This is a genomic window from Lacrimispora sanguinis (assembly GCF_044987295.1).
GTDB lineage: Bacteria > Bacillota > Clostridia > Lachnospirales > Lachnospiraceae > Lacrimispora > Lacrimispora celerecrescens_B.
Genome location: NZ_CP173277.1, coordinates 1,998,104 through 2,023,780 on the forward strand (window position 1 = coordinate 1,998,104; position 25,677 = coordinate 2,023,780).

At 44.9% G+C, this 25,677-nt stretch carries 24 protein-coding genes; 8 read left to right on the forward strand and 16 right to left on the reverse strand.

The window, feature by feature from the left end; translation table 11 throughout:
- Positions 1-12: 12 nt before the first annotated feature.
- From ACHZES_RS09370 to ssnA, 13 genes are all read right to left on the reverse strand, one after another.
- Complete coding sequence (locus ACHZES_RS09370; protein WP_395548149.1) at positions 13-519, reverse strand: flavin reductase family protein; 507 nt, start codon at positions 517-519, stop codon at positions 13-15.
- A gap of 69 nt (positions 520-588) precedes the next feature.
- On the reverse strand, positions 589-1,164 hold the full coding sequence (locus ACHZES_RS09375) for an NTP transferase domain-containing protein (protein WP_038283590.1): 576 nt from the start codon (positions 1,162-1,164) through the stop codon (positions 589-591).
- Between the two features lie 22 nt (positions 1,165-1,186).
- Positions 1,187-1,999, reverse strand: a complete 813-nt coding sequence (yqeB, locus tag ACHZES_RS09380) for a selenium-dependent molybdenum cofactor biosynthesis protein YqeB (RefSeq protein ID WP_395548148.1) — start codon at positions 1,997-1,999, stop codon at positions 1,187-1,189.
- Positions 2,000-2,021: 22 nt separating this feature from the next.
- The gene (locus tag ACHZES_RS09385; RefSeq protein ID WP_038283593.1) at positions 2,022-2,513 is read right to left on the reverse strand and encodes a molybdenum cofactor biosynthesis protein B; all 492 of its coding nucleotides are present in this window, start codon (positions 2,511-2,513) and stop codon (positions 2,022-2,024) included.
- Positions 2,492-2,935 (reverse strand): MOSC domain-containing protein, encoded by a 444-nt coding sequence (locus tag ACHZES_RS09390; protein ID WP_395548147.1) that lies wholly within the window; start codon positions 2,933-2,935, stop codon positions 2,492-2,494. Before ACHZES_RS09390 ends, ACHZES_RS09385 begins: the two co-directional genes overlap by 22 nt.
- 4 nt (positions 2,936-2,939) lie before the next feature.
- Entirely contained in the window at positions 2,940-3,908 is a 969-nt protein-coding gene (gene moaA, locus ACHZES_RS09395) for a GTP 3',8-cyclase MoaA (RefSeq protein ID WP_395548146.1), read from the reverse strand.
- Complete coding sequence (gene moaC / locus ACHZES_RS09400; protein WP_051835280.1) at positions 3,898-4,404, reverse strand: cyclic pyranopterin monophosphate synthase MoaC; 507 nt, start codon at positions 4,402-4,404, stop codon at positions 3,898-3,900. Before moaC ends, moaA begins: the two co-directional genes overlap by 11 nt.
- A gap of 30 nt (positions 4,405-4,434) precedes the next feature.
- The gene (locus ACHZES_RS09405) at positions 4,435-5,469 is read right to left on the reverse strand and encodes a molybdopterin-binding protein (RefSeq protein ID WP_395548145.1); all 1,035 of its coding nucleotides are present in this window, start codon (positions 5,467-5,469) and stop codon (positions 4,435-4,437) included.
- A gap of 91 nt (positions 5,470-5,560) precedes the next feature.
- Positions 5,561-5,920 carry a winged helix-turn-helix domain-containing protein gene (locus ACHZES_RS09410; protein ID WP_051835281.1) on the reverse strand — a complete coding sequence of 120 codons (360 nt, stop codon included), beginning with the start codon at positions 5,918-5,920 and terminating at the stop codon, positions 5,561-5,563.
- Between the two features lie 12 nt (positions 5,921-5,932).
- A complete protein-coding gene (gene yqeC, locus ACHZES_RS09415; protein ID WP_395548142.1) occupies positions 5,933-6,730 on the reverse strand; it encodes a selenium cofactor biosynthesis protein YqeC in 798 nt (265 codons plus the stop codon).
- A 2-nt stretch (positions 6,731-6,732) separates the two neighbouring features.
- On the reverse strand, positions 6,733-8,106 hold the full coding sequence (gene hydA / locus ACHZES_RS09420) for a dihydropyrimidinase (RefSeq protein ID WP_154522199.1): 1,374 nt from the start codon (positions 8,104-8,106) through the stop codon (positions 6,733-6,735).
- A 130-nt stretch (positions 8,107-8,236) separates the two neighbouring features.
- Positions 8,237-11,227, reverse strand: coding sequence for a putative selenate reductase subunit YgfK (ygfK, locus tag ACHZES_RS09425; RefSeq protein ID WP_395548141.1), 2,991 nt, complete (start codon positions 11,225-11,227; stop codon positions 8,237-8,239).
- Positions 11,228-11,349: 122 nt separating this feature from the next.
- A complete protein-coding gene (gene ssnA / locus ACHZES_RS09430; RefSeq protein WP_038283605.1) occupies positions 11,350-12,684 on the reverse strand; it encodes a putative aminohydrolase SsnA in 1,335 nt (444 codons plus the stop codon).
- A gap of 330 nt (positions 12,685-13,014) precedes the next feature.
- Between ssnA and ACHZES_RS09435 the strand changes: the two genes are divergently transcribed.
- The 6 genes from ACHZES_RS09435 to ACHZES_RS09460 all read left to right on the forward strand — a co-directional run bounded on the left by ACHZES_RS09435 (position 13,015) and on the right by ACHZES_RS09460 (position 20,358).
- Positions 13,015-13,659, forward strand: a complete 645-nt coding sequence (locus ACHZES_RS09435; protein ID WP_038283607.1) for a transcriptional regulator — start codon at positions 13,015-13,017, stop codon at positions 13,657-13,659.
- Between the two features lie 33 nt (positions 13,660-13,692).
- Entirely contained in the window at positions 13,693-14,898 is a 1,206-nt protein-coding gene (dpaL, locus tag ACHZES_RS09440) for a diaminopropionate ammonia-lyase (RefSeq protein WP_395548140.1), read from the forward strand.
- Positions 14,899-14,930: 32 nt separating this feature from the next.
- Entirely contained in the window at positions 14,931-16,241 is a 1,311-nt protein-coding gene (locus ACHZES_RS09445) for a YgeY family selenium metabolism-linked hydrolase (RefSeq protein WP_038283611.1), read from the forward strand.
- A 186-nt stretch (positions 16,242-16,427) separates the two neighbouring features.
- The gene (ygeW, locus tag ACHZES_RS09450) at positions 16,428-17,621 is read left to right on the forward strand and encodes a knotted carbamoyltransferase YgeW (protein ID WP_038283613.1); all 1,194 of its coding nucleotides are present in this window, start codon (positions 16,428-16,430) and stop codon (positions 17,619-17,621) included.
- 112 nt (positions 17,622-17,733) lie between these two features.
- The gene (arcC, locus tag ACHZES_RS09455; protein WP_038283614.1) at positions 17,734-18,678 is read left to right on the forward strand and encodes a carbamate kinase; all 945 of its coding nucleotides are present in this window, start codon (positions 17,734-17,736) and stop codon (positions 18,676-18,678) included.
- A gap of 219 nt (positions 18,679-18,897) precedes the next feature.
- Positions 18,898-20,358 carry a uracil-xanthine permease family protein gene (locus ACHZES_RS09460; protein WP_395548139.1) on the forward strand — a complete coding sequence of 487 codons (1,461 nt, stop codon included), beginning with the start codon at positions 18,898-18,900 and terminating at the stop codon, positions 20,356-20,358.
- Between the two features lie 70 nt (positions 20,359-20,428).
- Here the strand turns inward: ACHZES_RS09460 and ACHZES_RS09465 are convergent, their stop codons facing one another.
- Positions 20,429-22,678 carry a glycogen/starch/alpha-glucan phosphorylase gene (locus ACHZES_RS09465; protein ID WP_395548138.1) on the reverse strand — a complete coding sequence of 750 codons (2,250 nt, stop codon included), beginning with the start codon at positions 22,676-22,678 and terminating at the stop codon, positions 20,429-20,431.
- Positions 22,679-22,818: 140 nt separating this feature from the next.
- Here ACHZES_RS09465 and ACHZES_RS09470 point away from each other — a divergent pair, with 140 nt between their 5' ends.
- Entirely contained in the window at positions 22,819-23,715 is an 897-nt protein-coding gene (locus ACHZES_RS09470) for a helix-turn-helix domain-containing protein (protein ID WP_395548137.1), read from the forward strand.
- A 36-nt stretch (positions 23,716-23,751) separates the two neighbouring features.
- Positions 23,752-24,216, forward strand: a complete 465-nt coding sequence (locus ACHZES_RS09475; protein WP_051835283.1) for a TspO/MBR family protein — start codon at positions 23,752-23,754, stop codon at positions 24,214-24,216.
- Between the two features lie 79 nt (positions 24,217-24,295).
- Here ACHZES_RS09475 and xdhC read toward each other — a convergent pair whose 3' ends face one another.
- Together xdhC and xdhB are read right to left on the reverse strand one after the other, a co-directional pair.
- Entirely contained in the window at positions 24,296-24,790 is a 495-nt protein-coding gene (gene xdhC, locus ACHZES_RS09480; RefSeq protein ID WP_038283622.1) for a xanthine dehydrogenase subunit XdhC, read from the reverse strand.
- Entirely contained in the window at positions 24,790-25,671 is an 882-nt protein-coding gene (gene xdhB, locus ACHZES_RS09485; protein ID WP_038283624.1) for a xanthine dehydrogenase subunit XdhB, read from the reverse strand. Before xdhB ends, xdhC begins: the two co-directional genes overlap by 1 nt.
- Between the last annotated feature and the right edge of the window lie 6 nt (positions 25,672-25,677).

Sequence of the window (25,677 nt, forward strand, 5' to 3'; positions counted from 1 at the left end):
TAAGCGGCGTGATCATTCGTCGTTCTTTAATACTTTAACGATTTCTCCTATGATAGTATCATGGTAATCTTTGTTCGGATAGTTTTGCTTATCAATAGCCGGATCAAAAAAGCAAACGGGTTCCAGCCTCTGCTTATAAAGCTTGCGGCAGATAAGCACCAGCCTTGCTTCAGAAAAGTAAGGAGCCTCTGCGTCAAAAACAGGGGTAAGTCCGCTCTCTTTCTCTTTATCCACGTCACGTCCGGAATGGGCGCCGCAGAAGTTTAAAGCGGATCTGCAATTATCACCGAAAAAGCTAAGGGCGTAATATTCGCTCTTGTCAATGAATTCCAAGGTATATCTCTGGGGACGAAGCACAATGGTAGATACGCTCTTATTCCACATGATTCCAAGCCCGCCCCAGCTGGCTGTCATCATATTATACTTTACCTCACTGCCGGCAGAAACCAGCATCCACTCTTTTCCTATCATTTTAAATGGATCCATGGTCACTTCTTTTAAATCAACTGGTCTTAACATGTTAATACCTCCATACTTTTAATGTCTTTTATTATATATTCCCATATTATATAACAAATTAATCGAAGATCAGGATTCGGAATCTTTCCGCACATCAATATCCACCAGCTCCAGGCCATCCACCACCTCGTGAAGGTACAAATCTTCAATATGTCTCCGGATGACACGCTTACCTCCCACATCTCCTTCTAATTTCAGAAGCTCCTTAAGGTAGTTCTTAGAGAAGATGGCCGGGTTTCCCAAAGCGCCCATGTTGCATAAACAGCCGATTCCCTTTCCGCTGTTTCGCCAGCCCCTTACCAGATCTCTTATGGTAGCTGCCTTTAAATATGGCTGGTCACAGACTGCAAAACAATAATCCGTTTCTTCATTTTCAAGCACTTCCAGAGCCAGATGAATGGAATGAGAGATGCCAAGGCTGCTTTCCTCGTTTACCACTACCTCATACCCATAATCGCTCATGCAACTCATGATCTCCTGGTACTGGGTAACAACCACCTTCCTGTCAAAGATGTCGTCCGGAAGCTTTTCCACTTCCTCTAAAATGTATTGGTACATGGGTTTCCCATTGAATTCATGAAGCAGCTTATTGCCGTTAAATCTTCGGCTGTCACCCGCTGCCAGAAGGATAAGTGCCAGTTTCATGCCATCAAACCTCCTCTTTTCATTACTTTTCTCTTTTTTCCGCCGCCCCTTTTTTCTTCTTCATGCTTAAAATCCCTTCCAGCACGCCTCCTCCTATGGAAGTTGCCTTGTCCGAGATCGTGTAGCAGTTTTGGGCGTTTCCTCTGGGATCTATATCTCCTGACTTCATTCCCTTTGTCACTGTTACACCGTCCTGCAGCAGGCCTCTTACAACGCCTCCTACCAGGGCATATATAGGAGCATCGCCTGAATAGCCAACCAGATCCTCTTTTTCTACCAGATCGCCGATCATGACCTGGCCTTTAAATGTTCCGTCAGCTGTTGCACGGATAATCCGTTCTTTATCATAACCGCCAATCATGCCTGGAACTCCTGTGTTGGGAAACGCACTTCCCTCCCAGATGCAGCGGCCTAAGTTATGGCCTCTTTTTGTTTCTACCACCACATGACAGTCAAGCCCTGCCGTAAAGCCGGGACCAACACCTACTACCACATCGGCGTCGGTTATTCTGGTTCCCAGATTCGTCTTTGCAATAATGGCATCCACCACCACATCCGGCTTCCAGACTTCCCGGATTTTGCATTCCTCGTCTACCACCACAGCAACCTGGTCTCTTGCTATGGCTTCATTGATTTCCTCCAGGTTATGGCATAAAACTCCGGTGATATCTTCCACCTTTGCCTGCCCCTCATAGACTGCCCTGGAAAAAGCTACCGTCCGCCGCACCGTGGTGGGAACGGCGATATCCGTCATCACCAGGTCAAAACCGCAGCGCTTCAGCCGGCATCCAATGCCTGTTGCCAGATCACCGGCTCCTTTTATCAATACCTTCATTATAATCTCCTGATCTTTTAGTTTATTTTCTGGCGCAATCTCCGCCCCTGCCTGACAGGATTTCCAGGCCATGGGAAAGAGTATCCAGAATATATTCCAGACTTTCTCTCACCGCTTTGGGACTACCCGGAAGATTGATGATAAGGGTTGATCCCCGGATGACACTGGCTCCCCTGCTTAACATGGCCCGCTTGGTCACAGTCATGCTGTAAGCCCTTATGGCCTCGGCAATCCCCGGCGCATTGCGGTCCGCAACAGCCAGAGTTGCCTCCGGGGTTACGTCTCTGGGCGAAAAGCCGGTCCCGCCGGTCGTCAGAACCAGATCGCATTCCACTTCATCGCTTAAGCGCATGAGTTCTTCTTTTAAGTCTTCTCCTTCATCGGCAAGGAGCCGGTAGCTGACCACTTCATAGCCTGCCTTCTCCAATATCTCTCTTATGACTGCGCCGCTTACATCTTCCCGTTCTCCGGCAGCTCCTTTGTCACTTAGGGTTACGATTCCAGCTCGGTACATACCGTGATTTCATCCCCTTCCTTCATGAGTCCTCCATGGAGAACTCTTGTAAAGATTCCATTGGTGGGCATAATGCATTCTCCCATTTTCTTGTATATCTCACAGTGGCTGTGACATTCCTTCCCGATCTGGGTCACTTCCAAAAGGATATTTCCGCACAATAATCTGGTGCCGATGGGAAGATGAATTAAGTCGATTCCCTGAACAATAACGTTTTCACCAAAGGCTCCGTTACCAATCTCCGCTCCTCTGGCCTTAAAGTCCTCTATGGTATCAAAGGATAAAAGGCTTACCTGCCGATGCCATTTGCCTGCATGGGCATCCCCTTCTATCCCGAATTCTTCTATAAAATGCCCTTCTTCCACTCTGGTTTTCTGGGTTCCTTTTTTTTCGCTGATACAGACAGCCATTACCTTTCCCATCTGCTTATCCTCCTATCTGGTTCATGTTGGGGCCTGTTTCTCCCTGGTCTTCTTCAAAATGATGGCTCTCCGGCTTGTTCCGGATGGTCTGATTCATCAGATCAAAAAGACCGTCATCAGAAATGCCTTCACGCAAAGGCCCTTTTATATCCACTCCTGCTGGACTGTCCAGGCAAAGCTTCAAAAATCCGTCAGATGTCAGCCTCACCCGGTTGCAGGTACGGCAGAATTTATGGCTGACAGCGCTGATAAAGCCGATAAAGCCCGTTTCATCGCCCCATGTATAATAAACGGCAGGCCCGTTGCCTTTCACCTTGCGGCTTTCTTTAAGCGCTCCAAATGCCTCTGACAGGATCCCTGCCAGATCATCATTTTCCATTGCTTTGTAATTTTTCCCCTGGCCAATGGGCATCATTTCGATAAAACGGACCGGGATCTTTCGTTCCATGGAAAAACGGGCAAAAGCCAGTACCTCTTCCTTTGCTAAGTCATCCATGACAGCACAGTTTATTTTTACCTTAAGCCCTGCTGCCTGCGCACTCTTGATTCCTTCCATGACGGAGTCAAAGGAGTCTCTTCTTGTGATCCTGGCAAAACGCTGAGGATCTAAAGTATCCAGGCTTACATTGACGCTAGATAAACCTGCAGCCTTTAGCTCCGCTGCTTTTTCCTTTAACAGACAGCCATTGGTGGTCATGGTTACATCTTCAATTCCAGGGATCTGCGCCAATTCTTTAATCAGGACTTCTATGTCTTTTCTCACCAAAGGCTCCCCGCCGGTTATTTTTACCTTGCGGATTCCCAGGCGTGCACCTGCCTCACAGATTCTAACGATTTCCTGATAGGTGAGAATATCCTCGTGGCGAAGAGGGGCAATCCCCTCCTCAGGCATACAATAAAGACACCTTAAATTACACCGGTCTGTTACGGATATTCGGATATAATCAATGGTTCTGTTACAGCTATCTTTCATAGTCCGTCCCCCTGCTGCCTAAGTCCTTTTCATAAAGTCCGCTTTTCCCGCCATCCTTTTTCAAAAGGCAGATATCACTGAGGATCATCCCTCGGTCCATGGCCTTACACATGTCATAAATAGTCAGCAGTGCTATATTCACTCCTGTTAGGGCTTCCATCTCCACGCCAGTCTTACCCTGGGTTTTGACCGTACAAACTGCCTCTACCGAAAGCCTTTCCTCATGAAGCACAAAATCCACTGCGCATTTTGTAAGCATTAGACCATGGCACAATGGGATCAGCTCAGAAGTCCTTTTGGCTCCCATGATACCGGCCACTCTGGCCACTCCCAGAACATCGCCCTTTTTTGCGGTACCAAGGGAAATAGCTTCAAAAACCTCCTGATTAACCGTAATAAACCCATGGGCAACGGCGATCCTGTCTGTCTCCGCCTTTTCTCCTACATCTACCATGCGGGCATTACCCTGTTCATCAAAATGTGTCAGTCCATTCATATTGTTGTTCAACCTTTCTCCTGTAGTGCCTTACCAGCCCTTTCCGAAGCCGCAGTTTGGATAAGTGCATACGTCGCAGGAGAGGCAAAGCCCTCCCTTGCCCAGCTTATCAAGATCTTCCTTTGTTACCGGATCATCCGCCATAAGTCTTGGAAGCACCAGATCAAATACGGTCCTCTTGGAATACATCACGCAACCAGGAAGTCCAGCTATGGGAATGTTTTTCCCATCCTCTCTGTAATAGGAAAGTAAGAACATGGCTCCTGGCAGCACTGGAGCACCGTAGGAGATCACCTCCGCACCTGTATTCCGGATTGCCAGAGGAGTCTTGTCATCCGGGTCAACGCTCATGCCTCCGCTGACAAGCACCATGTCAGCTCCTTTACGGATAAGGTCAAGGATCGCCTCCGTGGTATGCTCCGGATTATCATCGGTGACTGTCTGCCCCAGAATCTGGCCGCCCAGCTCTTCCACCTTGGACTTTAATACAGGTCCAAAAGAATCCTTTATTCTGCCATGGAATACTTCGCTTCCTGTGGTTACGATTCCCACCTTTTTATCCAGATAAGGCAGCACGGCAAAGATCTTCTTACCGGCGCAAACCACTCTTGCTTCTTCCATCTTTTCCTTTTCAATGACAAGAGGAATGATCCTTGTCCCGCAAAGCTTGTCCCCAGGCTCAACAGGAGTATTAGGGTGTCTGGAAGCGATCATCATGTTCCCTAAGCTGTTTATTTTATCTAAAAGTCCGGTATCTATTTTTAACAAGCCCCGAACAGTTGATTTCAATTCAATTTTACCTTCCTTTACCTCGCTGCGATCCATATGATCACCAATACAAAGGCTGCAAAGGATTTCAGCAGCTTCATTTTCATGGTAAAGGGAATCATCCTTTTCCCAAACATATATGTGTTCTTTTCCCATGGACAGCAGCACCGGAATATCCTCCTCTGTCACCACATGTCCTTTTCTGAATCTTGCATCCTTCATGACTCCCGGTATAATCTGAGTCATATCATGGCAGAGAACCTGTCCTACCGCATCGACTGTCTTGATTTCTTTCATGTTCCCTCTCCTTTCGTTCTTGGCATAATTATGTTATTCTCAAGTAAGAATATCCACCTTTGCAGAAAAATCTTCATATCCTTTCATTATATCATTTGGGAAAATATTTGTAAAATAATTCTTCCACTGCTGCTTCTGCTTCCTCTGCAAAAGCCAGATATTGGTTCAAGAATTTTTCACCTTCCTCAGTTAAAACGGTGGTTCCCCCATTTTCCCCACCTCTTCTTCCTTCCATCAGGGAAAATCCAAGATCCTCTTCTGCTCTGTTAATAATCTTCCACGCTTTCGAATATGCCATATTCAGTTCCTGGCAGGCAGCCGAAAGGGACCCCCTCTCCCTGACAAGCTTCATTAAAGATGCCATTCCAGGACCGAAGTTGCGCTCATCATAGTAAACGCGGAGTTTTAAATGATACTTAAGCGTTCGTTCCTCTTTTTTTATTTCTTCCATTCTGATCCTTTTCTATGATGTAAAGAAACTGGTCATCACGCAGCGCCTGGCCCAATCTTCTCCCAGGCATTCCATAACACGGATTCCATCGGACAGCCTGTTTTCATGATCAGCCTTATTTAATAAAATCCGGTATTCCATGGATTCCGCTCCCTTTCTGGTTCCATTGCTGCTTACAAGAATCCTGGCTGCCTGGTCCGGTGTAATAAGACTTTTTCCTGTCTGCCAGCCAAATGCGGATTCTGCCAGCTCCCACCGGAAGCACTTTTCTTCCCAGGGACTTCCGATGGCATCAAGGCCGGCACAACCGATCACTCCATAGGTACCTTTTAAAAGTACAGGCTCCCCTTCCTTCGGGATCTTTAAAGGCAGACGTTTTGCTCCGTCCGCCTCTACAAGAAGCACATCGGTAAGACTTGAAAGCTGCTCCAATTCCTGGAGAGCCATCCCCTTTAATTTACCCTCAGCTGCAGGCTGCCCTGTCACCAGAACCTGGCCTGCATGGCCAGAATGCCATTCTTCCCTGTCTTTTAAGAAATCTTTTACAGTATCGGCCCGGTCTGCCAGCACTACCTTTCGGTCTTCAGGGTAGAATATGTGGGTGCTGGTGGTAACAATCACACGTTTTCCCATGGCCGCCAGTTCATCGGCCAGGGAAAACATGGTGGTGGTCTTACCGCCGCCGCCGGTTAAGCAAATGACCATATGATCCTTAAGAGGAAATCCCAAGGCTTCCCACAGAGAATCCCGCCTTGTCACAGCCGGTTTTTCTCCATAGCCATGAAAGGTATAGACATTCTTCAATCCCATGATTACAGCTCCATACGGCTCTTTCTAGGAACATAAGAACCGGTTTTCTCCAATACGACCTTACCGTCTTTAGCAGCCAGACAGCCCTTTAAGAATACAAGTTCTGCTTTTCCCTTGACAGAGGTTCCTTCAAAAGGACAATAATCCACATTTGCCACCTGGTTTTCTACAGACATCGTCCACTGAACCTCCGGATCCCACACAACGATATCCCCATCGCTTCCTGGAGCAATGGCCCCTTTCTGTGGATAAACGCCGTAAAGCTTTGCCGGATTCTCTGACAGCACACGGCACATCTGCTCCAGCTTTAAGTTATGCTCCAGAACACCGAAGCTGTATATGAGAACAGGACGGGATTCCACGCCCGGCATTCCATTTGGGATCTTTGTAAAATCTTCTTTTCCCGCCGCCTTCTGGCTGGTAGTAAAGCTGCAGTGATCCGTTGCGATAGTCTGGATATGATTCTTAAGAAGAGCATTCCACAGCCTGGTGCTGTCCTTTTCTTTCTTAATAGTGGGAGAAATCACATACTTGCTGCCCTCAAAGCCGGGGAGGTCATATACGCTCTCATTAAGAAGCAGATACTGGGGACAAGTTTCCAGATAAATCTCCTGCCCGCGCTCCCTGGCATATTTCACTTCCTGATAACCCTCGCCTGAGCTTAAATGGACGATGATCACCGGAGCATCTGCAAGGCCTGCGATTTTTAATAGCCTGCCAATGGCTTCCGCCTCTACGGCTGCCGGTCTGGTCTTTTTATGGGTGCTGACGGACAAATTACCTTTTGCCTTCTCTTCTTCCACCAGTGCTTCGATGAGTCCCATATTTTCACAATGGATACCGGCAATTCCGCCGACTTCCTTTAACCGCTTCAGCACCTGATAGATTTTCTTATCATTTAAGTACATCTCATCATAAGTCATGTATAGTTTGAAAGAGGTTACGCCGCCAGCAACAATTTCTTCCAATTCCTTGCTGATAGAAGGGTTCCAGTCGGAGATCGCCAGGTGGAAACCATAGTCACAGGATGCGTTTCCATCTGCTTTTTTATGCCAGTTTTCCAGGGCTTTCTCCAGGGTCTCTCCCTGATACTGAGTAGCAAAATCAATGATCATGGTAGTACCGCCTGATAAAGCGGCCTTTGTTCCTGTTTCAAAATTATCTGCCGTCACCGTACCTGCCACATGAAGATCAAAATGCGTATGCGCATCAATGAAACCTGGGAACAATAGCTTTCCCGTTACATCAATCACCTCTGCTTCTTCATCCCGGATCCCTGCTTCCACTGCCTGGATCTTTCCCTCATCCATGAGCACATCCGCCTGGACCAGGCCGCTTCCAGATACTACTGTTCCACCTTTTAATAGTGTTTTCATAAAATATCTACTTCCTTTCTTTCAGCTGCCAACATGTTCAAAGCTTGAAAGGCGCAGGGAGAAACTCATTCTCCAACTGCGCCGATTCATTGCCAATACAATTACTTATTCTTTTATTTCCGGGTTTTTATTATCCTAAGATATAGTCGTAGTCACTGCAGACAGTTTCCATAACTTTTCTAAGTCCTTCCGGAATTACGCTGTCCTTTTCGCCGGCTTTCCAATTGAGAATATTTCCAAGGTAACGCACCTTGCAAGCTGCTGTTTCCTTATCTAATACAACAAAGCCTTCATTTTTGCTGTTTTCCATATCAGCCTCGTTGGCGAATAAGGTAAACTTATCCAGGTAAGGAGCGCTGTCATATGGGCAGAAGCTCTTACAGTTTCCGCACTCATTGCACATATAATCCACATGGACGATCTGGTGCATGGACAGGCCAGAAATATTCAGTGCCAGGTTTGCACGGTTTGGACAGACCTCAGCACAGTTCTCGCAGACATTGGAGCAGCCAAGACATCTGGCATCTTCCACCTTATAGTCCCTGGTTCCTTCAAGAATACCACGCTTGTCATAGATCTTGTCTAAGTTATCTACGGTATCATCAAAGTCCACAGCAGCTTTCTTGCCTAAAATTGCTTCGGCAGCTACGCGGGCATCTCTCATAGCCTCTACTACAGTAGCCGGTCCATAGAGTCCGTCACCTACCACATAAACTCCTGCAGCGCTTGTTTCTAAAGTTTCCTCATTTACAAGGACTTTGCCGCGGTTGCTTACGTTAATGCCGTTTGCTTCATAGAATTCTGTAGGAACCTGCTCGCCTACTGCAGCGATTACTGTATCTGCAGGAATCTCCACGGTTTCTTCTGTTTCTACAATGCCTCTTCTGCCGGTAGCATCGGTATCACCAAGCTTCATTACTTTGCAAAGGAGCTTTCCGTTTTTAAGCTCTACTGGGGACAGCAGTTCCTTGAATTCCACGCCGTCTTCCAATGCCATCTCTAATTCTTCCTCATCTGCAGGCATATAACGTTTGGTTCTGCGGTAAACCAGATAGGAGTGCTCCACGCCTTCTGTTCTCTTTACTGCTCTGGCTGTATCCATAGCAGTGTTGCCGCCGCCGATGACTACTACATTTTTACCAATGTTTAATTTTCCGTCGGTCTCCTTAAACTGAGCCAGGAAATCTAAAGCATTTATGGTTTCTCCTGCCTCAAGCTTTAACACGCCTGGTTTGGACGCGCCTGTAGCAAGGATGATATAATCAAATCCTTCATTCTTTAAGGCTTCTAAATCTGTCACTTCAGCATTTAATCTTAACTCAGCACCATATGCCAGAGACAGAGCTGCATCTTTGTCAATTGCATCATCTGGAATACGGAATCCAGGAATCACATGTTTTACCACGCCTCCCAGGCTGCCGCTCTTTTCAAAAATAGTTGCTGGCATTCCGTTCTTTGTCAGGAAATAAGCTGCTGCAAGACCAGCCGGGCCGCCGCCTACTACTGCTGTCTTTTTGCCCTTCAGTTCGCCTGCTTTAATCTCCTTCATAAACGCATCGTATCCGCCTTCTGCACATACCAGTTTGACTCCACGGATATTTACCGGATCTTCATAATAGTTCCGGTTACACTTGCTCATACAGTTATGGGCACAGATGGTTCCGGTTATGAATGGAAGTGGATTCTTCTCTGCGATTACCTTCATCGCATCCTCGTATTTGCCTGCGCCGGAAAGCTGTAAATAGGTGGTGATATCTTGATGAATGGGACATCCTTCCTTACATGGAGCCACATAGCAGTCAATAAGGGGAACGCTCTTAGGCATCTTCCTGATAGGAAGTGGTTTTACTGCCTTTTTATGATGAGGATCATGAACTGCATCTGCTGCCAGTTTTGCAGTCTTTTCCGGATCAACTCCAGTAAACTCTACATTGCCGCCTTCCAGCTTCTCTGCGATCTGGAACAGTCTCTGATAACCGCCTGGCTTTAAAAGAGTGGTTGCCACGGTTACAGGCCAGATTCCTGCATCTACAATATCCTTGATGTTGTGGTAATCTGCACCGCCTGAGAAGGAAATTCTTAACTTTCCGCCAAATTCCTTTGCAAGTCTTGCAGCCAGAGTAATGGAAAGAGGATATAAGGACTTTCCGGACATATACATCTCTTCGCTGGGAAGTTCATTATTTTTTACATCAACCGGGAAGGTGTTGGTAATCTTTACACCGAATTCCAGATTCTTTTTCTCTGCCAAAGCCATAAGGGTCTTTAACATAGGAATTGCATCCTCGTACTGTAAGTCATCAAGGAAGTGGAAATCGCCGAATGATACGTAATCATATCCCATATCATCCATGGTCTTTCTTGCGAATTCATATCCAAGAAGAGTTGGGTTGCATTTAATGAAAGTATTCAGTCCCTTTTCCTCGATCAGATAGGTAGCAATTCTCTGAATCTCCTGTGGAGGACATCCGTGAAGTGTGGAAAGGGTTACGGAATTGCAGATTTCGGAAGGAATGCTCTCGATATCTTCTTTGGTTACGTTCTTAAACTGATCTAAATGATCGTAAAGATATGTTATGCAGTCCTTAAACATCTCTGTATCTTTTGCATCCTTCATGTTATCGATAAAGGAGTTTACCTTCGGAGATTTAATTCCTTCCAGATCATATCCAACGCTCATGTTGAACTGGAAGCCATCCATTGCTCCAAGGCCGTATTCTTTAGCAATAACGTGAAGCAGGATCCATGCCTTGATGTATTCGTCCTGTGCCTGTGGAACATAAAGTTCTGTAGACCACTCACAGTTATAGCACTCGTCATCTGCCTTAATACATGGTTTGCTTACAGGCAGATCTTCTCCGTCTAATAACTGAACAGTCTTTAACTCAAAGAAACGGCTTCCGGCATAGTAGGAAGCTACAATGTTCTGTGTGAGCTGGGTATGAGGGCCGGCTGCCGGTCCCATAGGTGATTCCAAAGTACGGCCGAATATTTTGCGGTTGTTTTTCTCGTCTGCCTTGTAAGGTCTGTAGACGCCAAAAACAGTATCATTCTTTCCTTGTTCTTTTACGATCCAGTCCACTAACTGCCCAAAGGGCATTGGGGTCATTCTATCTCCCATGTTTTACCTCCTATAACGGGGTTGTCCACTATCCTTCAGCAGACAACCCTACGTGTATATTCTATATTTGTATATTCTATATTGTATATATTACTCTTTTTATTGTTTTTTTGAAAGTAGTATTACCTGGAATTAATCCGGTTTGCCAGTTCTGCTGCTGCTTGTCTGCAGTCTGCCATTACCTTCTCTTCATCAATGGCTGTCAGGATACGATCCTTCATCAACACTTTTCCGTTACCTACTGTGGTTACCACGCTGCGTCCTGTCATTCCGAAAAGGATATGGCTGTTGCAGTTATCCCCATTCATTGGTGTTAACGGAATATAGTCAGTAACGATCACGTCTGCTGCTGCACCTTCTTTTAAAACGCCCAAAGGTTTCTTAAAGTAACGGCCTGCAATCTTTGCATTTCCTTCAAACAGCATCTTTGGAACTTCGCCCCATGCCGCATTCGGATCGCATAAGTGATGTTTATGCAGTACATTGGCCACTTTATAGGATTCTGTCATGTCGTGAGTATAACCATCAGTTCCAAGACCTGTTAAGATTCCTCTGTGAACCAGTTCCATGGTTGGCGGGCAGCCGCAAGCATTGCCCATGTTGGATTCTGGATTGTGAACTACCATGGTATCCGTATCCTTAATCAGCTGCATCTCATGAGGATTGATATAGATGCAGTGTCCAAGAAGAGTCTTTTCTCCCAGGATATTGCAGTCCATAAGACGGTCTACGATTCGTTTACCATATTTCTTTAAGCAGTCATGAAGATCTTCGATTCCCTCTGCCACATGAATGTGATAACCAACACCTTCAGGCTTGTGGGAAGCGGCAAGCTCCATGGTCTCATCAGAAATGGTGAACTGGGCATGCATACCCATCATTCCTGCGATCATGTCACTGTCATCTGCTAACGCATGCTTAATAAATGCTTCATTTTCCAGAACTGCTTCTTTTGCCTTGTCTTTGCCATCTCGGTCAGAAACCTCATAGCACAGACAGGAACGGACACCCGTCTCTCTTGCTGCCTCTTCAATCTTAAACAGAGAATCTGTTATATGACCGAAGCTTGCATGATGGTCGAAGGTTGTCGTTACACCGTTCTTAATGGAATCGATGTAAGTCGCCATAGCGCTTAACCGTGTTTCTTCTAATGTAAGGTTGCGGTCAATAGTCCACCACATACCGTCCAGGATCTCTAAGAATCCGTGAGGATCATATCCATTGATACTTAAGCCTCTGGCAAAAGAGCTGTAAATATGTTCGTGGGCATTAATAAAGGCTGGCATGATAACTCCGCCCTTTGCATCAATATACTCCGCATCCGGGTATTCTTTCTTCATGTCATCCGTGGTTCCAACTTTGCGGATCACGTTCCCTTCCATAGCAACTGCACCGTTCTCAAAAAACGGATTTTGGGGGTCTCTTGTAATCATTCTTCCATTACCGATAATTAGCATGTTTCCATCTCCTTTTTTTCCATTTTCTAACATAATTTAGGTTAAACCATAAAATATTCAACTGTACAAACCTCACATAGGGACCTGCTCTATGCCTGTACTCAAATTTTGCAATCTGCTTATACTCACTCCTATAATTCGCCATTTTCTATACAGATTACACCATAAATCCCTCACTAGGTACAGTGTATCATTTCATATAAAGAAATGCAAGTGAAAAATACAAAAAAATTTTAGCGAACCTAAAAATTTTTTAGAAAACCACTTGTAATTTTAATTTTTTATGCTATGATGAGTGTATAAGATGTTCCGATGAGGGGAGGGCAAACGATGGATTCAAAGCTTGAACTGTTAACGCAGATCGCACGTGGAATTGCTACTCATTTTGGTAACAACTGTGAGGTAGTTATCCACGATATAAGGAAAGAAGATATAGAGAGTTCTATTGTCTATATTGAAAACGGCCAGGTAAGCAACAGAAAGCTGGGGGATGGTCCCTCTGAAATCGTTCTGGAAACGTTAAAAAAGAACCCGGATCTTTTAAAAGACCGCTTATCCTATTTAACTAGAACCGATGATGGCAGGATCTTAAAATCCAGCACCATGTATATAAGAGGGAAGAACAACACCATTGATTATATTCTGGCTTTAAATTATGATATCACAGGCCTGCTTACCATAGACAATTCCCTAAAATCTCTTCTCTCCACCTCGGAAACAGAAGACGATGAGAAGCAGCCAAAAAGAATTACTCATAATGTAAATGATCTTCTTGACGCACTGATCGAACAGTCTGTTGCTTTGGTTGGCAAACCAGTCGCTCTTATGAGCAAGGATGACAAAGTTGCAGCGATCCAGTATTTAAATGATGCCGGAGCTTTCCTTATTACTAGGTCAGGCGACAAGGTTTCCAATTATTTTGGCATATCCAAATTCACTTTATACAGTTATATGGATACTAATAAAGAAAAGTAATATATTAATGAAGAAAAAGGAGAATGAAAAATCATGAAACCAATCCAATGGGTTGTAAACACCATGCCAAAGACCGATGATAAAAATTTACCGGTTATGGCCACTGATGAAATCAAGAAGGCAAGAGTATTCCACGAAAGCTTTCCTCAGTACAGCAAGACTCCTCTTGCAAAGCTGGATCACATGGCTGATTATTTAGGCCTTGGCCAGGTTTACATGAAAGACGAATCTTACCGGTTCGGCTTAAATGCATTCAAAGTATTAGGCGGATCCTTTGCTATTGCAAAGTACATTGCAAAGCAGACTGGAAAAGATGTTTCTGATCTTCCTTACAGCGTACTCACATCTGACGCATTAAGAGAAGAGTTTGGCCAGGCAACCTTCTTCACCGCTACCGACGGAAATCACGGACGTGGTGTTGCATGGGCAGCAAATCGATTAGGCCAGAAATCTGTAGTCTATATGCCAAAGGGCTCTACAATTACCCGTTTCAACAATATTAAAGCAGAAGGCGCTACTGTTACTATTGAAGAAGTCAACTATGACGAATGCGTCCGTATGGCTGCAGATGCCGCTTCCAAAACAAAGAACGGCGTTGTGGTACAGGATACTGCCTGGGATGGTTACGAAGAGATTCCTGCCTGGATCATGCAGGGCTACGGAACCATGGCACTGGAAGCGAATGAGCAGCTTGAGGAATACGGCTGCGACAGACCGACCCATGTATTTGTTCAGGCTGGTGTAGGTTCTCTTGCAGGTGCTGTTCAGGGATATTTTGCAAACCGCTATCCTGAGAATCCTCCTAAGGTTGTTGTTGTGGAAGCTGATGTGGCTGACTGTCTCTATAAGGGTGCAAAAGCCGGCGACGGAGATATCCGCATTGTAGACGGCGATATGCAGACCATTATGGCCGGCCTTGCCTGCGGAGAGCCAAACACAATTTCCTGGGATATCTTAAAGAATCACGTAGATACCTTTGTATCTGCTCCTGACTGGGTAGCTGCCCAGGGCATGAGAATGCTTGCCGCTCCTATCAAAGGCGATGTACCGGTAACTTCCGGTGAATCAGGCGCTGCTCCTTTCGGAGTTCTTGCCTGCATCATGCTTCTTGATGAATACAAGGAGTTAAAAGAGCATTTAGGACTTAATAAGGATTCAAAAGTTCTCCTCTTCTCTACTGAGGGTGACACCGATCCAGAACGTTACAAAGCAATTGTCTGGGACGGAAAAGAACGATAATAACTTATATAAAAAATATGGAGGACAACAAAATGGATTACAACAAAATCAAAGAAGCAGCACAGAATTATCAAGCCGACATGACAAAATTCTTACGGGAAATCGTTAAATTCCCTGGCGAAAGCTGTGATGAAAAGGCTCATATCGACCGTATCGCAGAAGAAATGCGTAAGTTAGGTTTCGACAAAGTTGAAATCGACGGCATGGGTAACGTATTAGGTTATATGGGAACCGGCAAAACTTTAATCGGCTTTGACGCTCACATCGATACTGTTGGTATCGGCAACAAGAACAACTGGAACTTTGATCCATACGAAGGCTATGAGAACGAAACAGAAATCGGCGGCCGCGGCGTATCCGATCAGTGCGGCGGTATCGTATCTGCAGTTTACGGCGCAAAGATCATGAAAGATTTAGGTCTTTTAAACGACAAATTTACCGCTTTAGTTGTTGGTACTGTTCAGGAAGAGGACTGTGATGGTCTTTGCTGGCAGTACATCATCAACGAAGATAAGGTTCGTCCTGAATTCGTTGTTTCCACAGAGCCTACTGACGGCGGCATCTACCGCGGACAGAGAGGACGTATGGAAATCCGTGTTGACGTGAAAGGTGTTTCCTGCCACGGTTCTGCACCAGAGCGCGGTGACAACGCAATCTACAAGATGGCTGACATCCTTCAGAACGTTCGCTCTCTGAACGAGAATGATGCTGCTGATGACAAGGAAATCAAGGGCCTTGTAAAAATGCTTGATGAGAAATACAACAAAGAGTGGAAAGAAGCTAACTTCTTAGGACGCGGTACTGTTACTGCTTCCGAGATCTTCTTTACTTCTCCAAGCCGCTGTGCAGTTGCTGACTCCTGTTCCGTATCCTTAGACCGTCGTATGACCGCAGGCGAGACATGGGAAAGCTGCTTAGAAGAAATCCGTAACCTTCCTAATGTAAAGAAATACGGCGAAGACGTTACTGTTTCCATGTATGAATATTCCCGTCCTTCCTACACAGGACTTGTTTATCCGATCGAGTGCTACTTCCCAACATGGGTTATTCCGGAGGATCACGATGTTACCAAGGCTCTGGAAGAATCTTACAAGGCTCTTTACGGTGATGTAAGAATCGGTGCTGAAGAAACTGTTGCTATGAGAACCGCTCGTCCTCTTACCGACAAGTGGACCTTCTCTACAAACGGCGTTTCCATCATGGGCCGTAACGGAATCCCATGCATCGGCTTCGGACCTGGCGCAGAAGCTCAGGCTCATGCTCCTAACGAGAAGACCTGGAAGCAGGATCTGGTAACATGTGCAGCAGTATATGCAGCACTTCCAGGCGCTTACTGCAAATAATTCAGACAAGCTTTTGACAACCATTTTATTACCATAATTCTGGCAGCAGGCTTTTTAAGCCTGCCGCCACTCCTAACAATCATTTTTGCAGTCTGCCGAACATTCCTTCCCCAATCAATGCCTGGCAAACTGCATGAAGGATAGATAACAATAAAACAAGATAATATTCAGGAGGCTAACTACAATATGAAAACCTTACAGGATTACATTGACAAACTGAATTCCTTAAACTTTAAGGAAATGTATGAGAATGATTTCTTCTTAACATGGGAGAAGTCCGACGACGAGTTAGAAGCTGTATGGACCGTTGCTGATGCTCTTCGTTTCATGAGAGAAAACAACATTTCCACAAAAGTATTCGAGAGCGGTCTTGGAATTTCCTTATTCCGTGACAACTCAACACGTACCCGTTTCTCCTTCGCTTCCGCATGTAACTTACTTGGTCTGGAAGTTCAGGATTTAGACGAGGGCAAATCTCAGGTAGCTCACGGCGAGACCGTTCGTGAAACAGCTAACATGGTTTCCTTCATGGCAGATGTTATCGGTATCCGCGATGATATGTATATTGGCAAAGGAAATACCTACATGCATGAATTTATGGACGCTGTTACCCAGGGAAATAAAGACGGCATCTTAGAGCAGAGACCAACCTTAGTAAACTTACAGTGCGACATTGACCATCCAACTCAGAGTATGGCTGATATGCTTCACATCATCCATGAGATGGGCGGCATCGAGAACTTAAAGGGCAAAAAGCTGGCTATGACATGGGCTTACTCTCCTTCCTACGGAAAGCCATTATCCGTTCCTCAGGGAATCATCGGCTTAATGACTCGTATGGGTATGGAAGTTGTTTTAGCTCATCCAGAAGGCTACGAAGTTATGCCTGAAGTTGTTGAAGTTGCTAAGAAGAACGCTGAGAAATCCGGCGGTTCCTTCCGTGTATCCAACGATATGGCTGACGCATTCAAGGATGCTGACGTTGTATATCCAAAGAGCTGGGCTCCATTTGCAGCTATGGAAAAGAGAACCAACCTTTACGGTGAAGGCGATTCAGAAGGCATCAAGGCTCTTGAGAAAGAATTACTGTCTCAGAACGCAAGCCACAAAGACTGGTGCTGTACAGAAGAGCTTATGAAGACCACAAAAGATGGCAAGGCTCTTTACATGCACTGCTTACCAGCTGACATCAATGATGTAAGCTGCAAAGACGGCGAAGTTGTTGCTTCCGTTTTTGATCGTTACCGCGATCCATTATACAAAGAAGCTAGCTACAAGCCATATGTAATCGCTGCTATGATCTTCTTAAGCAAATTTGAGAATCCACAGGAAATCTTAAAGAAGCTGGAATCTGGCAAAACACCAAGAATTTTTGAATAAATTCACATCGGGGCAACTGCTCCATATTTAAGAATATCAGGCGCACCTGCAGCCTACCAATGGATACAGGTGCGCCTTTTAAATAATTCTTAATCACTAAGAGGATAGCAAAATGGAAAAGAAGAAAAGAATTGTTATTGCGTTAGGCGGCAATGCTTTAGGTAACACTTTATCAGAGCAGATGGCTGCAGTAAAGATCACGTCAAAAGCAATCGTTGATTTGATCGAAGAAGGCTGTGAAGTAGTAGTAGTTCACGGCAACGGCCCACAGGTGGGTATGATTAACAACGCAATGAGCGCTTTAACACGGGAAGATCCCAAACAGCCAAACACTCCTCTTTCCGTCTGTGTAGCCATGAGCCAGGCTTATATCGGCTATGACTTACAGAATGCTTTAAGAGAAGAGCTGGTTAACAGGAACATGAACAACATTCCTGTAACCACCATGATCACACAGGTTCGTGTGGATGAAAACGATCCTGCTTTTAACTCCCCCAGCAAGCCAATCGGTCATTTTATGACAGCAGAGGAAGCAAAACTGGCTGAAGAAAAGTACGGATACATCACAAAGGAAGATGCAGGACGGGGATACCGCCGTGTGGTAGCTTCTCCAAGCCCTGCAGAAATCATTGAAATCGGCGCAATCCGCTCCCTTGTGGAAGCAGGACAGCTGGTTATTGCCTGCGGCGGCGGCGGTATACCCGTTACCCTTCAGGGAAATCATTTAAAAGGCGCAAGCGCAGTTATTGACAAAGATTTTGCAAGTGAATTGCTGGCAGAGGAACTGGATGCAGACTTCTTAATCATCCTCACAGCAGTTGAGAAAGTAGCAATAAACTTCGGTAAACCGGAAGAGAAATGGTTGGACGATATCACAACAGACGATGCCCGCAAGTATATAGGAGAAGGACACTTCGCTCCTGGCTCCATGCTGCCAAAGGTTCAGGCTGCCGTGAAATTTGCAGATTCCAAGGAAGGGCGTAAAGCGCTCATCACCTTGCTTGAGAAAGCCAAAGATGGAATCTTAGAGAAGACCGGAACTCACATTCATAAGTAAAATTATGAATTTTTCTTTTATTTTTATGCAAAATATAGTATAATATTACCGTTACTATTAGGCAAAATACCAAGATTCAAAGTCGTTGACCATCATAGAATTTATGATACGTCATTACAATAGGGGTATTGTAATCCATTGGGGGACTGGGGACTGTCAAATTATTTCTGAACAGTCCCTACAAGACTTTGAAAATCTTAGAAAAGAGAGGGACTATCTTTGAATAAGCAAAACGACAAAGAACTGATCTATCAACTGGAAGGCAGACCAAGTTTTAAAACTGCATTCCCACTAGGTTTACAGCACATACTGGCCATGTTTACGGGCAATTTAGCACCAATACTTATCATTGCCGGTATCTGTGGGTTAGAGCCAGCTGATAAGACCGTTATGTTATCTTCCGCAATGGTTGTATCCGGTGTAACCACCTTGTTTCAGTTGTATCCGCTCAAGCTCGGGAAGAGCTACCGCATTGGAGCGAATCTACCCATAGTCATGGGTACGTCCTTTGCATTTGTTTCCGTGGCTGCCATTGTTGCCACTCAAGTTGCACCTTCCATGGGACTGACCGATCCGCGTGATATCTATGCGCTGGTTCTTGGCTGTTCACTTGTAGGTGGTCTTGTTGAAGTATTTATGGGATTCTTCTATAAGAAACTTGCCAATCTGTTTTCACCAATCGTAGTGGGAACAACGCTCATTGCCATTGGATTAAACTTATTAAGCGCAGGCGCACGTTATTTTAACGGCGGTTCAGCCGCAGCGGCTAATCTGGCGGCATACAACGAGGATCCGGCTAAATATCAATTTTCAGGCGTATTTGGTTCAATGAAAAACGTGGGCATGGCATTATTTGTATTTGTCCTTGTATTATTGCTCCAAAAGTATGGCAAAGGCATTGTAAAGAATTCCGCTTTACTTTTTGGACTGGCTATCGGATATGTGGTGTCTATTGCCTTAGGTATGGTAAATTTTGCACCGATTACAGCTGCTAAAGTTGTCTCCGTACCATTGCCATTTTATTTCGGCCTCAAATTCTCTATAGCTGGTATCTTAAATTTCGCCCTGTTTTATGTCATTTCCGGACTGGAAACCATCGGAAATACCGGCGGTATCACCATTGCAGCGTTTGACAGGGAACCTACCTCCGAAGAAACATCTGGTGCTATCCTCGCAGATGCAGCTGGATCGATGTTAGCGGCTGTATTTAACGCACTGCCAAACACCGCGTTTGGACAGAATGCGGGCATTATCTCCATGACAAGAATCGTAAACAAATGGTGCGTTGCCATAGGAGCTATATTCTTGGCTTTGTGCGGACTCATTCCGAAATTGGCAGCTCTTTTCCAAACCATCCCGGATGCAGTTTTGGGCGGCGCTATTATTTCTGTATTTGCCATGATTACATTAAATGGTATTAAAATGATTGCCAAAGCAGGTTTCTCCGAGAGAAACGTAACCATTATCGGTATTACACTGTCATTCGGTATTGGACTTACCTCCATGAGTCTGGCCGTGGAAACATTCCCAGCGTTCATTCAGCCTTTATTAGAAGCCATTGCACCTTTAACAAGTGCACCGGCTGCTGTATGCTGTATCGTATCAATCTGCGCAAGCCTTTGCTTCCCAATGAGTAAAGAAGATAAAGAGAAAGCAAAAGCTGCTATGCTGGATGCATAATTAAACAAAATATTAACAAAATGCCCTTCCGCTTTAAGCCAAAGCTTTCAGCGGAAGGGCATTTATTATTTTACAGCTTCCAAATATCCCGGTTATACTCAAGAATAGTCCTGTCCGAAGAGAAATACCCTGCCTTACTAATATTAATTAACATCTTTTTCGCCCATACAGAAGAATCCTCATAATCCTTATAAATTCTTTCCCTGGCGGCCGAATAAGCTTTGTAATCTAACAGGGTCATGAACCAGTCTTTCTTTAATATCTCATCATAGAGCCTTTTTAAGTTCTCCTTATGGCCGATAGCAGTCATCTCCGCTCCCACCATAAAATCCAGAGCTTCCCGGATCTCCTCATCCGTTTCGTAATATTCCTTAGACACATAATCCGCTTTTTCATAATGCTGAATCACCGTTTCACTGGATTCTCCGAATATATAAATATTGTCCTCTCCCACCAGCTCTGCGATCTCCACATTGGCACCATCCATCGTTCCAAGAGTCACTGCCCCGTTTAACATGAACTTCATGTTTCCGGTCCCGCTGGCCTCCTTGGATGCCAGGGAAATCTGCTGGGAGATATCACAGGCAGGAATCAGCTTTTCTGCTTTGGATACGTTATAGTTTTCCACCATCACCACCTTCAAGTAAGGGCTTACCTGTGGATCATTGCCCACTAGCTCCTGTAGACACAGGATCAGGTGAATGATATCCTTTGCAATCACATAGGCAGGGGCTGCCTTGGCACCGAAAATCACGGTAACTGGGGTGGACGGTAAGTTTCCTTTTTTTATCTCCAGATACTTGTGAATCACATAAAGGGCATTCATCTGCTGTCTCTTATATTCATGAAGGCGCTTAACCTGAATATCATAAATGGAGTTTTCATTGATATCTACCCCCTGGGTTGACATAAGATATTCCTTTAATACTGTCTTATTCTGCCTCTTAATATCCAGGATTGCTTTTAAGGTTGCTTCATCATCAAACGCAGCCAGCTTTTCCAGCTCCATGGCGTCTTTCTTATACCCTTCTCCGATTCTGGAGGTAATCAGCTGTGTAAGCAAAGGATTGCATTGGAGAAGCCACCTGCGGAAGGTAATCCCGTTTGTTTTATTGGAAAATTTCTCTGGATAAATATCATAAAATTTCTTCAATTCACTTTTTTTCAAGATTTCTGTATGAAGGTACGCCACTCCATTGACGCTGAAGCCATAATGGATATCCATATGGGCCATGTGTACCAGATCCTTTTCATCAATGATCGCTACAGAAGGATCCTGATGAACGTTGCGGGCAAGCTTATCCAGCTTCTTTATGACAGGCACCAGTTGGGGCACAGCCTCCTCTAAATATTCCATCGGCCACTTTTCAAGGGCTTCCGCAAGAATAGTATGATTGGTGTAAGCACAGGTCTTGCTGACGATCTCCGCTGCCTCTTCAAAGGAAATCCCTCGTAGGGTTAAAAGGCGTACCAGTTCCGGGATCACCATGGAAGGGTGGGTATCATTGATCTGGATCACCGCATAATCTGGTAAATCATAAAGTTTGCAGCCCTTTTTAACGCACTCTTCAAGAATATACTGGGCAGCGCTGCTGACCATAAAATACTGCTGGTAAATACGAAGCTTCCTTCCGGCCTCGTCACTGTCATCCGGGTAGAGGAACAGGGTCAGATTCTTTTTAATGTTCTCTTTATCAAAGGAAATTCCATCTTGTATGATCTCCTCATCAATGGATTCTAAGTCAAACAGATGAAGCTGATTAGTCCGTCCTTGATAGCCAGTCACCCCTATATGATACATTCTGGAACGAACGGTCAGCCCTCCAAAGGTCACTGGATAACTGACTTCTGTCCGGGTAAGCCAGCTATTCTGCTCGATCCAGGGATTGGGATCCTCCATCTGAAGATGGTCCTCAAAGCTTTGCTTAAATAAACCAAAATGATAATTTAGACCAATGCCGTCTCCGTTTAGGCCAAGGGTTGCCATAGAATCCAGAAAACAGGCGGCAAGACGTCCCAGTCCGCCGTTTCCAAGAGAAGGCTCCGGCTCCATTTCCTCGATCTCGCAAATATTTTTTCCGTTTTCCATAAGGAGTTTACGGACCTCCTCATACATTCCAAGGTTGATCAGATTATTGGAAAGAAGTTTACCGATTAAGAATTCCGCAGATATATAATATACCTTTTTCTTTCCATCCTCTTGCTGTCTTTTTTCTGCTTCCTCCTGGACAATTTTCAGCAATGCAGAATATATTTCCTTATTAGAACACTGATTTACCACTTTATCGTTTATTTCAATAATCCGTTGCTCAAGATTCATAAAATCCACTCCTTTTTTGCATTCTATACCGCTACTCTTGTATTATAGTATCCCATGCGGTGTTTATCTTGCAGCATTCTGGCATATTATGATACAATACTATCATCAACCACTTAATCATTTCGAAAAACAGGTGTTTTATGAATATCATACAGTACGAAAACTATCAAGAAAAGCGGGAACAGGACCCTTCCGGTTTTCCTTACTTAACTTACCCCTGCACCATTCCCCTGGATTTTAACAAAGTTCCACTACACTGGCACGATGAGATGGAATTCATCTATATAAAGAAAGGGACAGGACTGGTATCGGTGGATTTTGTTCCCTATGAGGTCCATGGGGGTGACATTATTGTCGTCAGCCCTGGTAAGCTTCATACCATCGAAAAGTGGAAGCAGGAATCCATGGAGTATGAGAATATCATCTTTGACTTAAATCTGCTGCGCTCCAGGCATCCAGATATCTGTTGGGAATCCTATTTCTCCCCCATCAGCCGTGGACAGAAAAATCTTCCGGTGCATATGACAAAAGATATTCCCTTTTACAGTGGAATCGCTTCCTGCTTAGACCAGATTGATCAGGTCCGTGAGACATTTCCTGAGGGCTATGAGCTTTTAATCAAAGGAAAATTAATGGAACTGTTTTTTCTTTTCTGGAGCAATGAGGCATCATCTTCCTCTCCTCCTCCCCGCCCCAAAAAAGAGTTGGAGCGGACCAGGCAGATCCTTAAATATGTGGAACAGCATTACAACAGGCCGCTTTCCATAGAAGAAGTATCCGACGCCTGCGGCATGAGCCAGTCTCATTTTATGAGATTTTTTAAGAACACCATAGGTATGCCTTTTACCGCTTACTTGAATGATTACCGCTTAACCATGGCCTCCAGGCTGCTCCTATCCTCTGAGGATTCGGTACTAACCATTGCAGGGGATACGGGGTTTAACAATCTGTCCTATTTTAACCGGATCTTTAAGGAAAAATTCGGAATAACCCCCAGGGAATTCAGACGGCATATGGATATTACACCCTCCAGCTGAATAAGATAGTATCAAATCATAGACAGGTGAAGCCATATGGATAAAAACCAGATAAAATTATCTGCTTTTACCGCTATTCCCTTAGGAGTTGGGGCTTTGACAGCATTTTTGACGAGAAACGGCTTGTCCATATATAAAACCTTAAATCACCCTGCTCTTTCTCCCCCTATATGGCTCCTTCCGATCATCTGGACCGCATTATATATCCTCATGGGGTTCGGTTCCTATCTTGCCGTCTCCTCGCCGTCTCACAGAAAAGGAGAGGCTCTCCGGCTATATGGAACTCAGCTGCTGCTTAACTTCCTCCGGAGCCTGGTGTTTTTTAACTTAAAAAACTATCTGCTGGCATTTTTGATTCTCGTTTTCCTTTGGTACTCTGTTGTAAAAATGATATCTGCCTTCTGGACTGTCAATCCGGATGCAGCAGTTTTACAAGTTCCTTATTTACTTTGGATCACATTTACCGGTTACTTAAACCTGGGTATCATATTTCTTAATTGAATATAAAAGGAGCAAGGCTACGGCAACGTTTCTGTTGCTTTGGCCTTGCTCCTTTTTACCTGTTCCTTTTTAGCTGCATTTAGGATGGCAGCTTTCCTAATCTGCGGAGCATGGTTTTCTCTACCGCATTTAAGATATTCTCATAGCCCGTGCACCGGCATAAATGGCCGGACATCAGCTTTCTAAGCTCATCTCTGGTATACTCTTTTCCGCTTTCTAAAATTTCTACCGCTGACATGATAAATCCCGGCGTGCAGAATCCGCACTGGACCGCTGCCTCGTCGATAAATGCCTGCTGGATGTCGGAAAGCTCTCCATTTGGACCCATAAGGCTTTCTAAGGTTGTGATACTCTTTCCATCTGCCCAAACAGCCAGATAGATGCAGGAATTGAAGCATTCATGATCTATGATCACGTTACAGGCTCCGCATTCCCCTACCTCACAGCCTTTTTTTACGGAAGTCAGGCGGTAATCATCCCGCAGCAAATCGGTAAGAGAAGCCCGGACATCCACCATTGTTTCTGTGTATTTTCCATTGATGGTACATTTTACTAACTTATATTGTGCTGGCATTAGATCTCACCTCCTGAAAGTTTCACTGACTCTATGAAACAACGGGTTGCCATTTCCACAGCGATGTGCTTACGGAAATCCTTTGAGGCCCGCCAGCTATCACGAGGATTGATATCTTCAAGGATTTCTTTACCGAAGGCTTCTGCCAGCTCTTTCGATACCGGCTGTCCCTTTGCCAGTAGTTCTGCGCTTTTCGTGCGCATGGGAATCGGGCCTGCTACTCCAAAAGCGATCCTGATGTCTTCGATTGTCTTTTTATCCTCTGACAGCTTGACATTTACGGAACAGCCTGTGGTTGCGATATCCATAGCGTTTCTGTTGGCGTATTTGATATAATGGCCCTTATATCCTTCATAACTATTCTTAGGAATGATTACCGCTGTCTGGAGTTCTCCCTCTTTAATATCCACGGTTCCTGCTTTTATATAGAAATCGCTGATAGGGATCCGACGGATGCCTTCCGGACCGGTCAGTTCGATCACTGCATCCCATGCAAAAAGCGTAGATGCCGAATCCGCTGATGTAACACCGTTGCAGGTGTTTCCACCGATCGTTGCAATGTTTCTTATCTGGGGACCGCCAACCATATCTACTGCTTCTCCAAGAACGTTAATGTATTCCTGGATGATCGGATCCTTTGTAATATGGGAAAAACTGGTGAGAGAACCTATGCGTATGGCCTCTTCCTCGTCAAGTTTCACGCCTCTCATTTCATCAATCATATAAATACTGATCAATTCCTTACCGGCACGTTTTCCTTCTCGCATCTGTATTAAAACATCGCTGCCGCCAGCTATGATCTGTGCTTCCGGATGTTCCATACGCAGCTTTACCGCCTCTTCTACGGTATTTGCTTCATATAATGCTTTCATATCATACATAGAGCA

Bases quoted from the DNA above. Each gene is read 5' to 3' on its own strand.
- ACHZES_RS09370 (WP_395548149.1), bottom strand. From the start codon at position 519: ATGTTAAGACCAGTTGATTTAAAAGAAGTGACCATGGATCCATTTAAA.
- ACHZES_RS09375 (WP_038283590.1), bottom strand. From the start codon at position 1,164: ATGAAACTGGCACTTATCCTTCTGGCAGCGGGTGACAGCCGAAGATTT.
- yqeB (WP_395548148.1), bottom strand. From the start codon at position 1,999: ATGAAGGTATTGATAAAAGGAGCCGGTGATCTGGCAACAGGCATTGGA.
- ACHZES_RS09385 (WP_038283593.1), bottom strand. From the start codon at position 2,513: ATGTACCGAGCTGGAATCGTAACCCTAAGTGACAAAGGAGCTGCCGGA.
- ACHZES_RS09390 (WP_395548147.1), bottom strand. From the start codon at position 2,935: ATGGGAAAGGTAATGGCTGTCTGTATCAGCGAAAAAAAAGGAACCCAG.
- moaA (WP_395548146.1), bottom strand. From the start codon at position 3,908: ATGAAAGATAGCTGTAACAGAACCATTGATTATATCCGAATATCCGTA.
- moaC (WP_051835280.1), bottom strand. From the start codon at position 4,404: ATGAATGGACTGACACATTTTGATGAACAGGGTAATGCCCGCATGGTA.
- ACHZES_RS09405 (WP_395548145.1), bottom strand. From the start codon at position 5,469: ATGAAAGAAATCAAGACAGTCGATGCGGTAGGACAGGTTCTCTGCCAT.
- ACHZES_RS09410 (WP_051835281.1), bottom strand. From the start codon at position 5,920: ATGGAAGAAATAAAAAAAGAGGAACGAACGCTTAAGTATCATTTAAAA.
- yqeC (WP_395548142.1), bottom strand. From the start codon at position 6,730: ATGGGATTGAAGAATGTCTATACCTTTCATGGCTATGGAGAAAAACCG.
- hydA (WP_154522199.1), bottom strand. From the start codon at position 8,106: ATGAAAACACTATTAAAAGGTGGAACAGTAGTATCTGGAAGCGGCCTG.
- ygfK (WP_395548141.1), bottom strand. From the start codon at position 11,227: ATGGGAGATAGAATGACCCCAATGCCCTTTGGGCAGTTAGTGGACTGG.
- ssnA (WP_038283605.1), bottom strand. From the start codon at position 12,684: ATGCTAATTATCGGTAATGGAAGAATGATTACAAGAGACCCCCAAAAT.
- ACHZES_RS09435 (WP_038283607.1), top strand. From the start codon at position 13,015: ATGGATTCAAAGCTTGAACTGTTAACGCAGATCGCACGTGGAATTGCT.
- dpaL (WP_395548140.1), top strand. From the start codon at position 13,693: ATGAAACCAATCCAATGGGTTGTAAACACCATGCCAAAGACCGATGAT.
- ACHZES_RS09445 (WP_038283611.1), top strand. From the start codon at position 14,931: ATGGATTACAACAAAATCAAAGAAGCAGCACAGAATTATCAAGCCGAC.
- ygeW (WP_038283613.1), top strand. From the start codon at position 16,428: ATGAAAACCTTACAGGATTACATTGACAAACTGAATTCCTTAAACTTT.
- arcC (WP_038283614.1), top strand. From the start codon at position 17,734: ATGGAAAAGAAGAAAAGAATTGTTATTGCGTTAGGCGGCAATGCTTTA.
- ACHZES_RS09465 (WP_395548138.1), bottom strand. From the start codon at position 22,678: ATGAATCTTGAGCAACGGATTATTGAAATAAACGATAAAGTGGTAAAT.
- ACHZES_RS09470 (WP_395548137.1), top strand. From the start codon at position 22,819: ATGAATATCATACAGTACGAAAACTATCAAGAAAAGCGGGAACAGGAC.
- ACHZES_RS09475 (WP_051835283.1), top strand. From the start codon at position 23,752: ATGGATAAAAACCAGATAAAATTATCTGCTTTTACCGCTATTCCCTTA.
- xdhC (WP_038283622.1), bottom strand. From the start codon at position 24,790: ATGCCAGCACAATATAAGTTAGTAAAATGTACCATCAATGGAAAATAC.
- xdhB (WP_038283624.1), bottom strand. From the start codon at position 25,671: ATGTATGATATGAAAGCATTATATGAAGCAAATACCGTAGAAGAGGCG.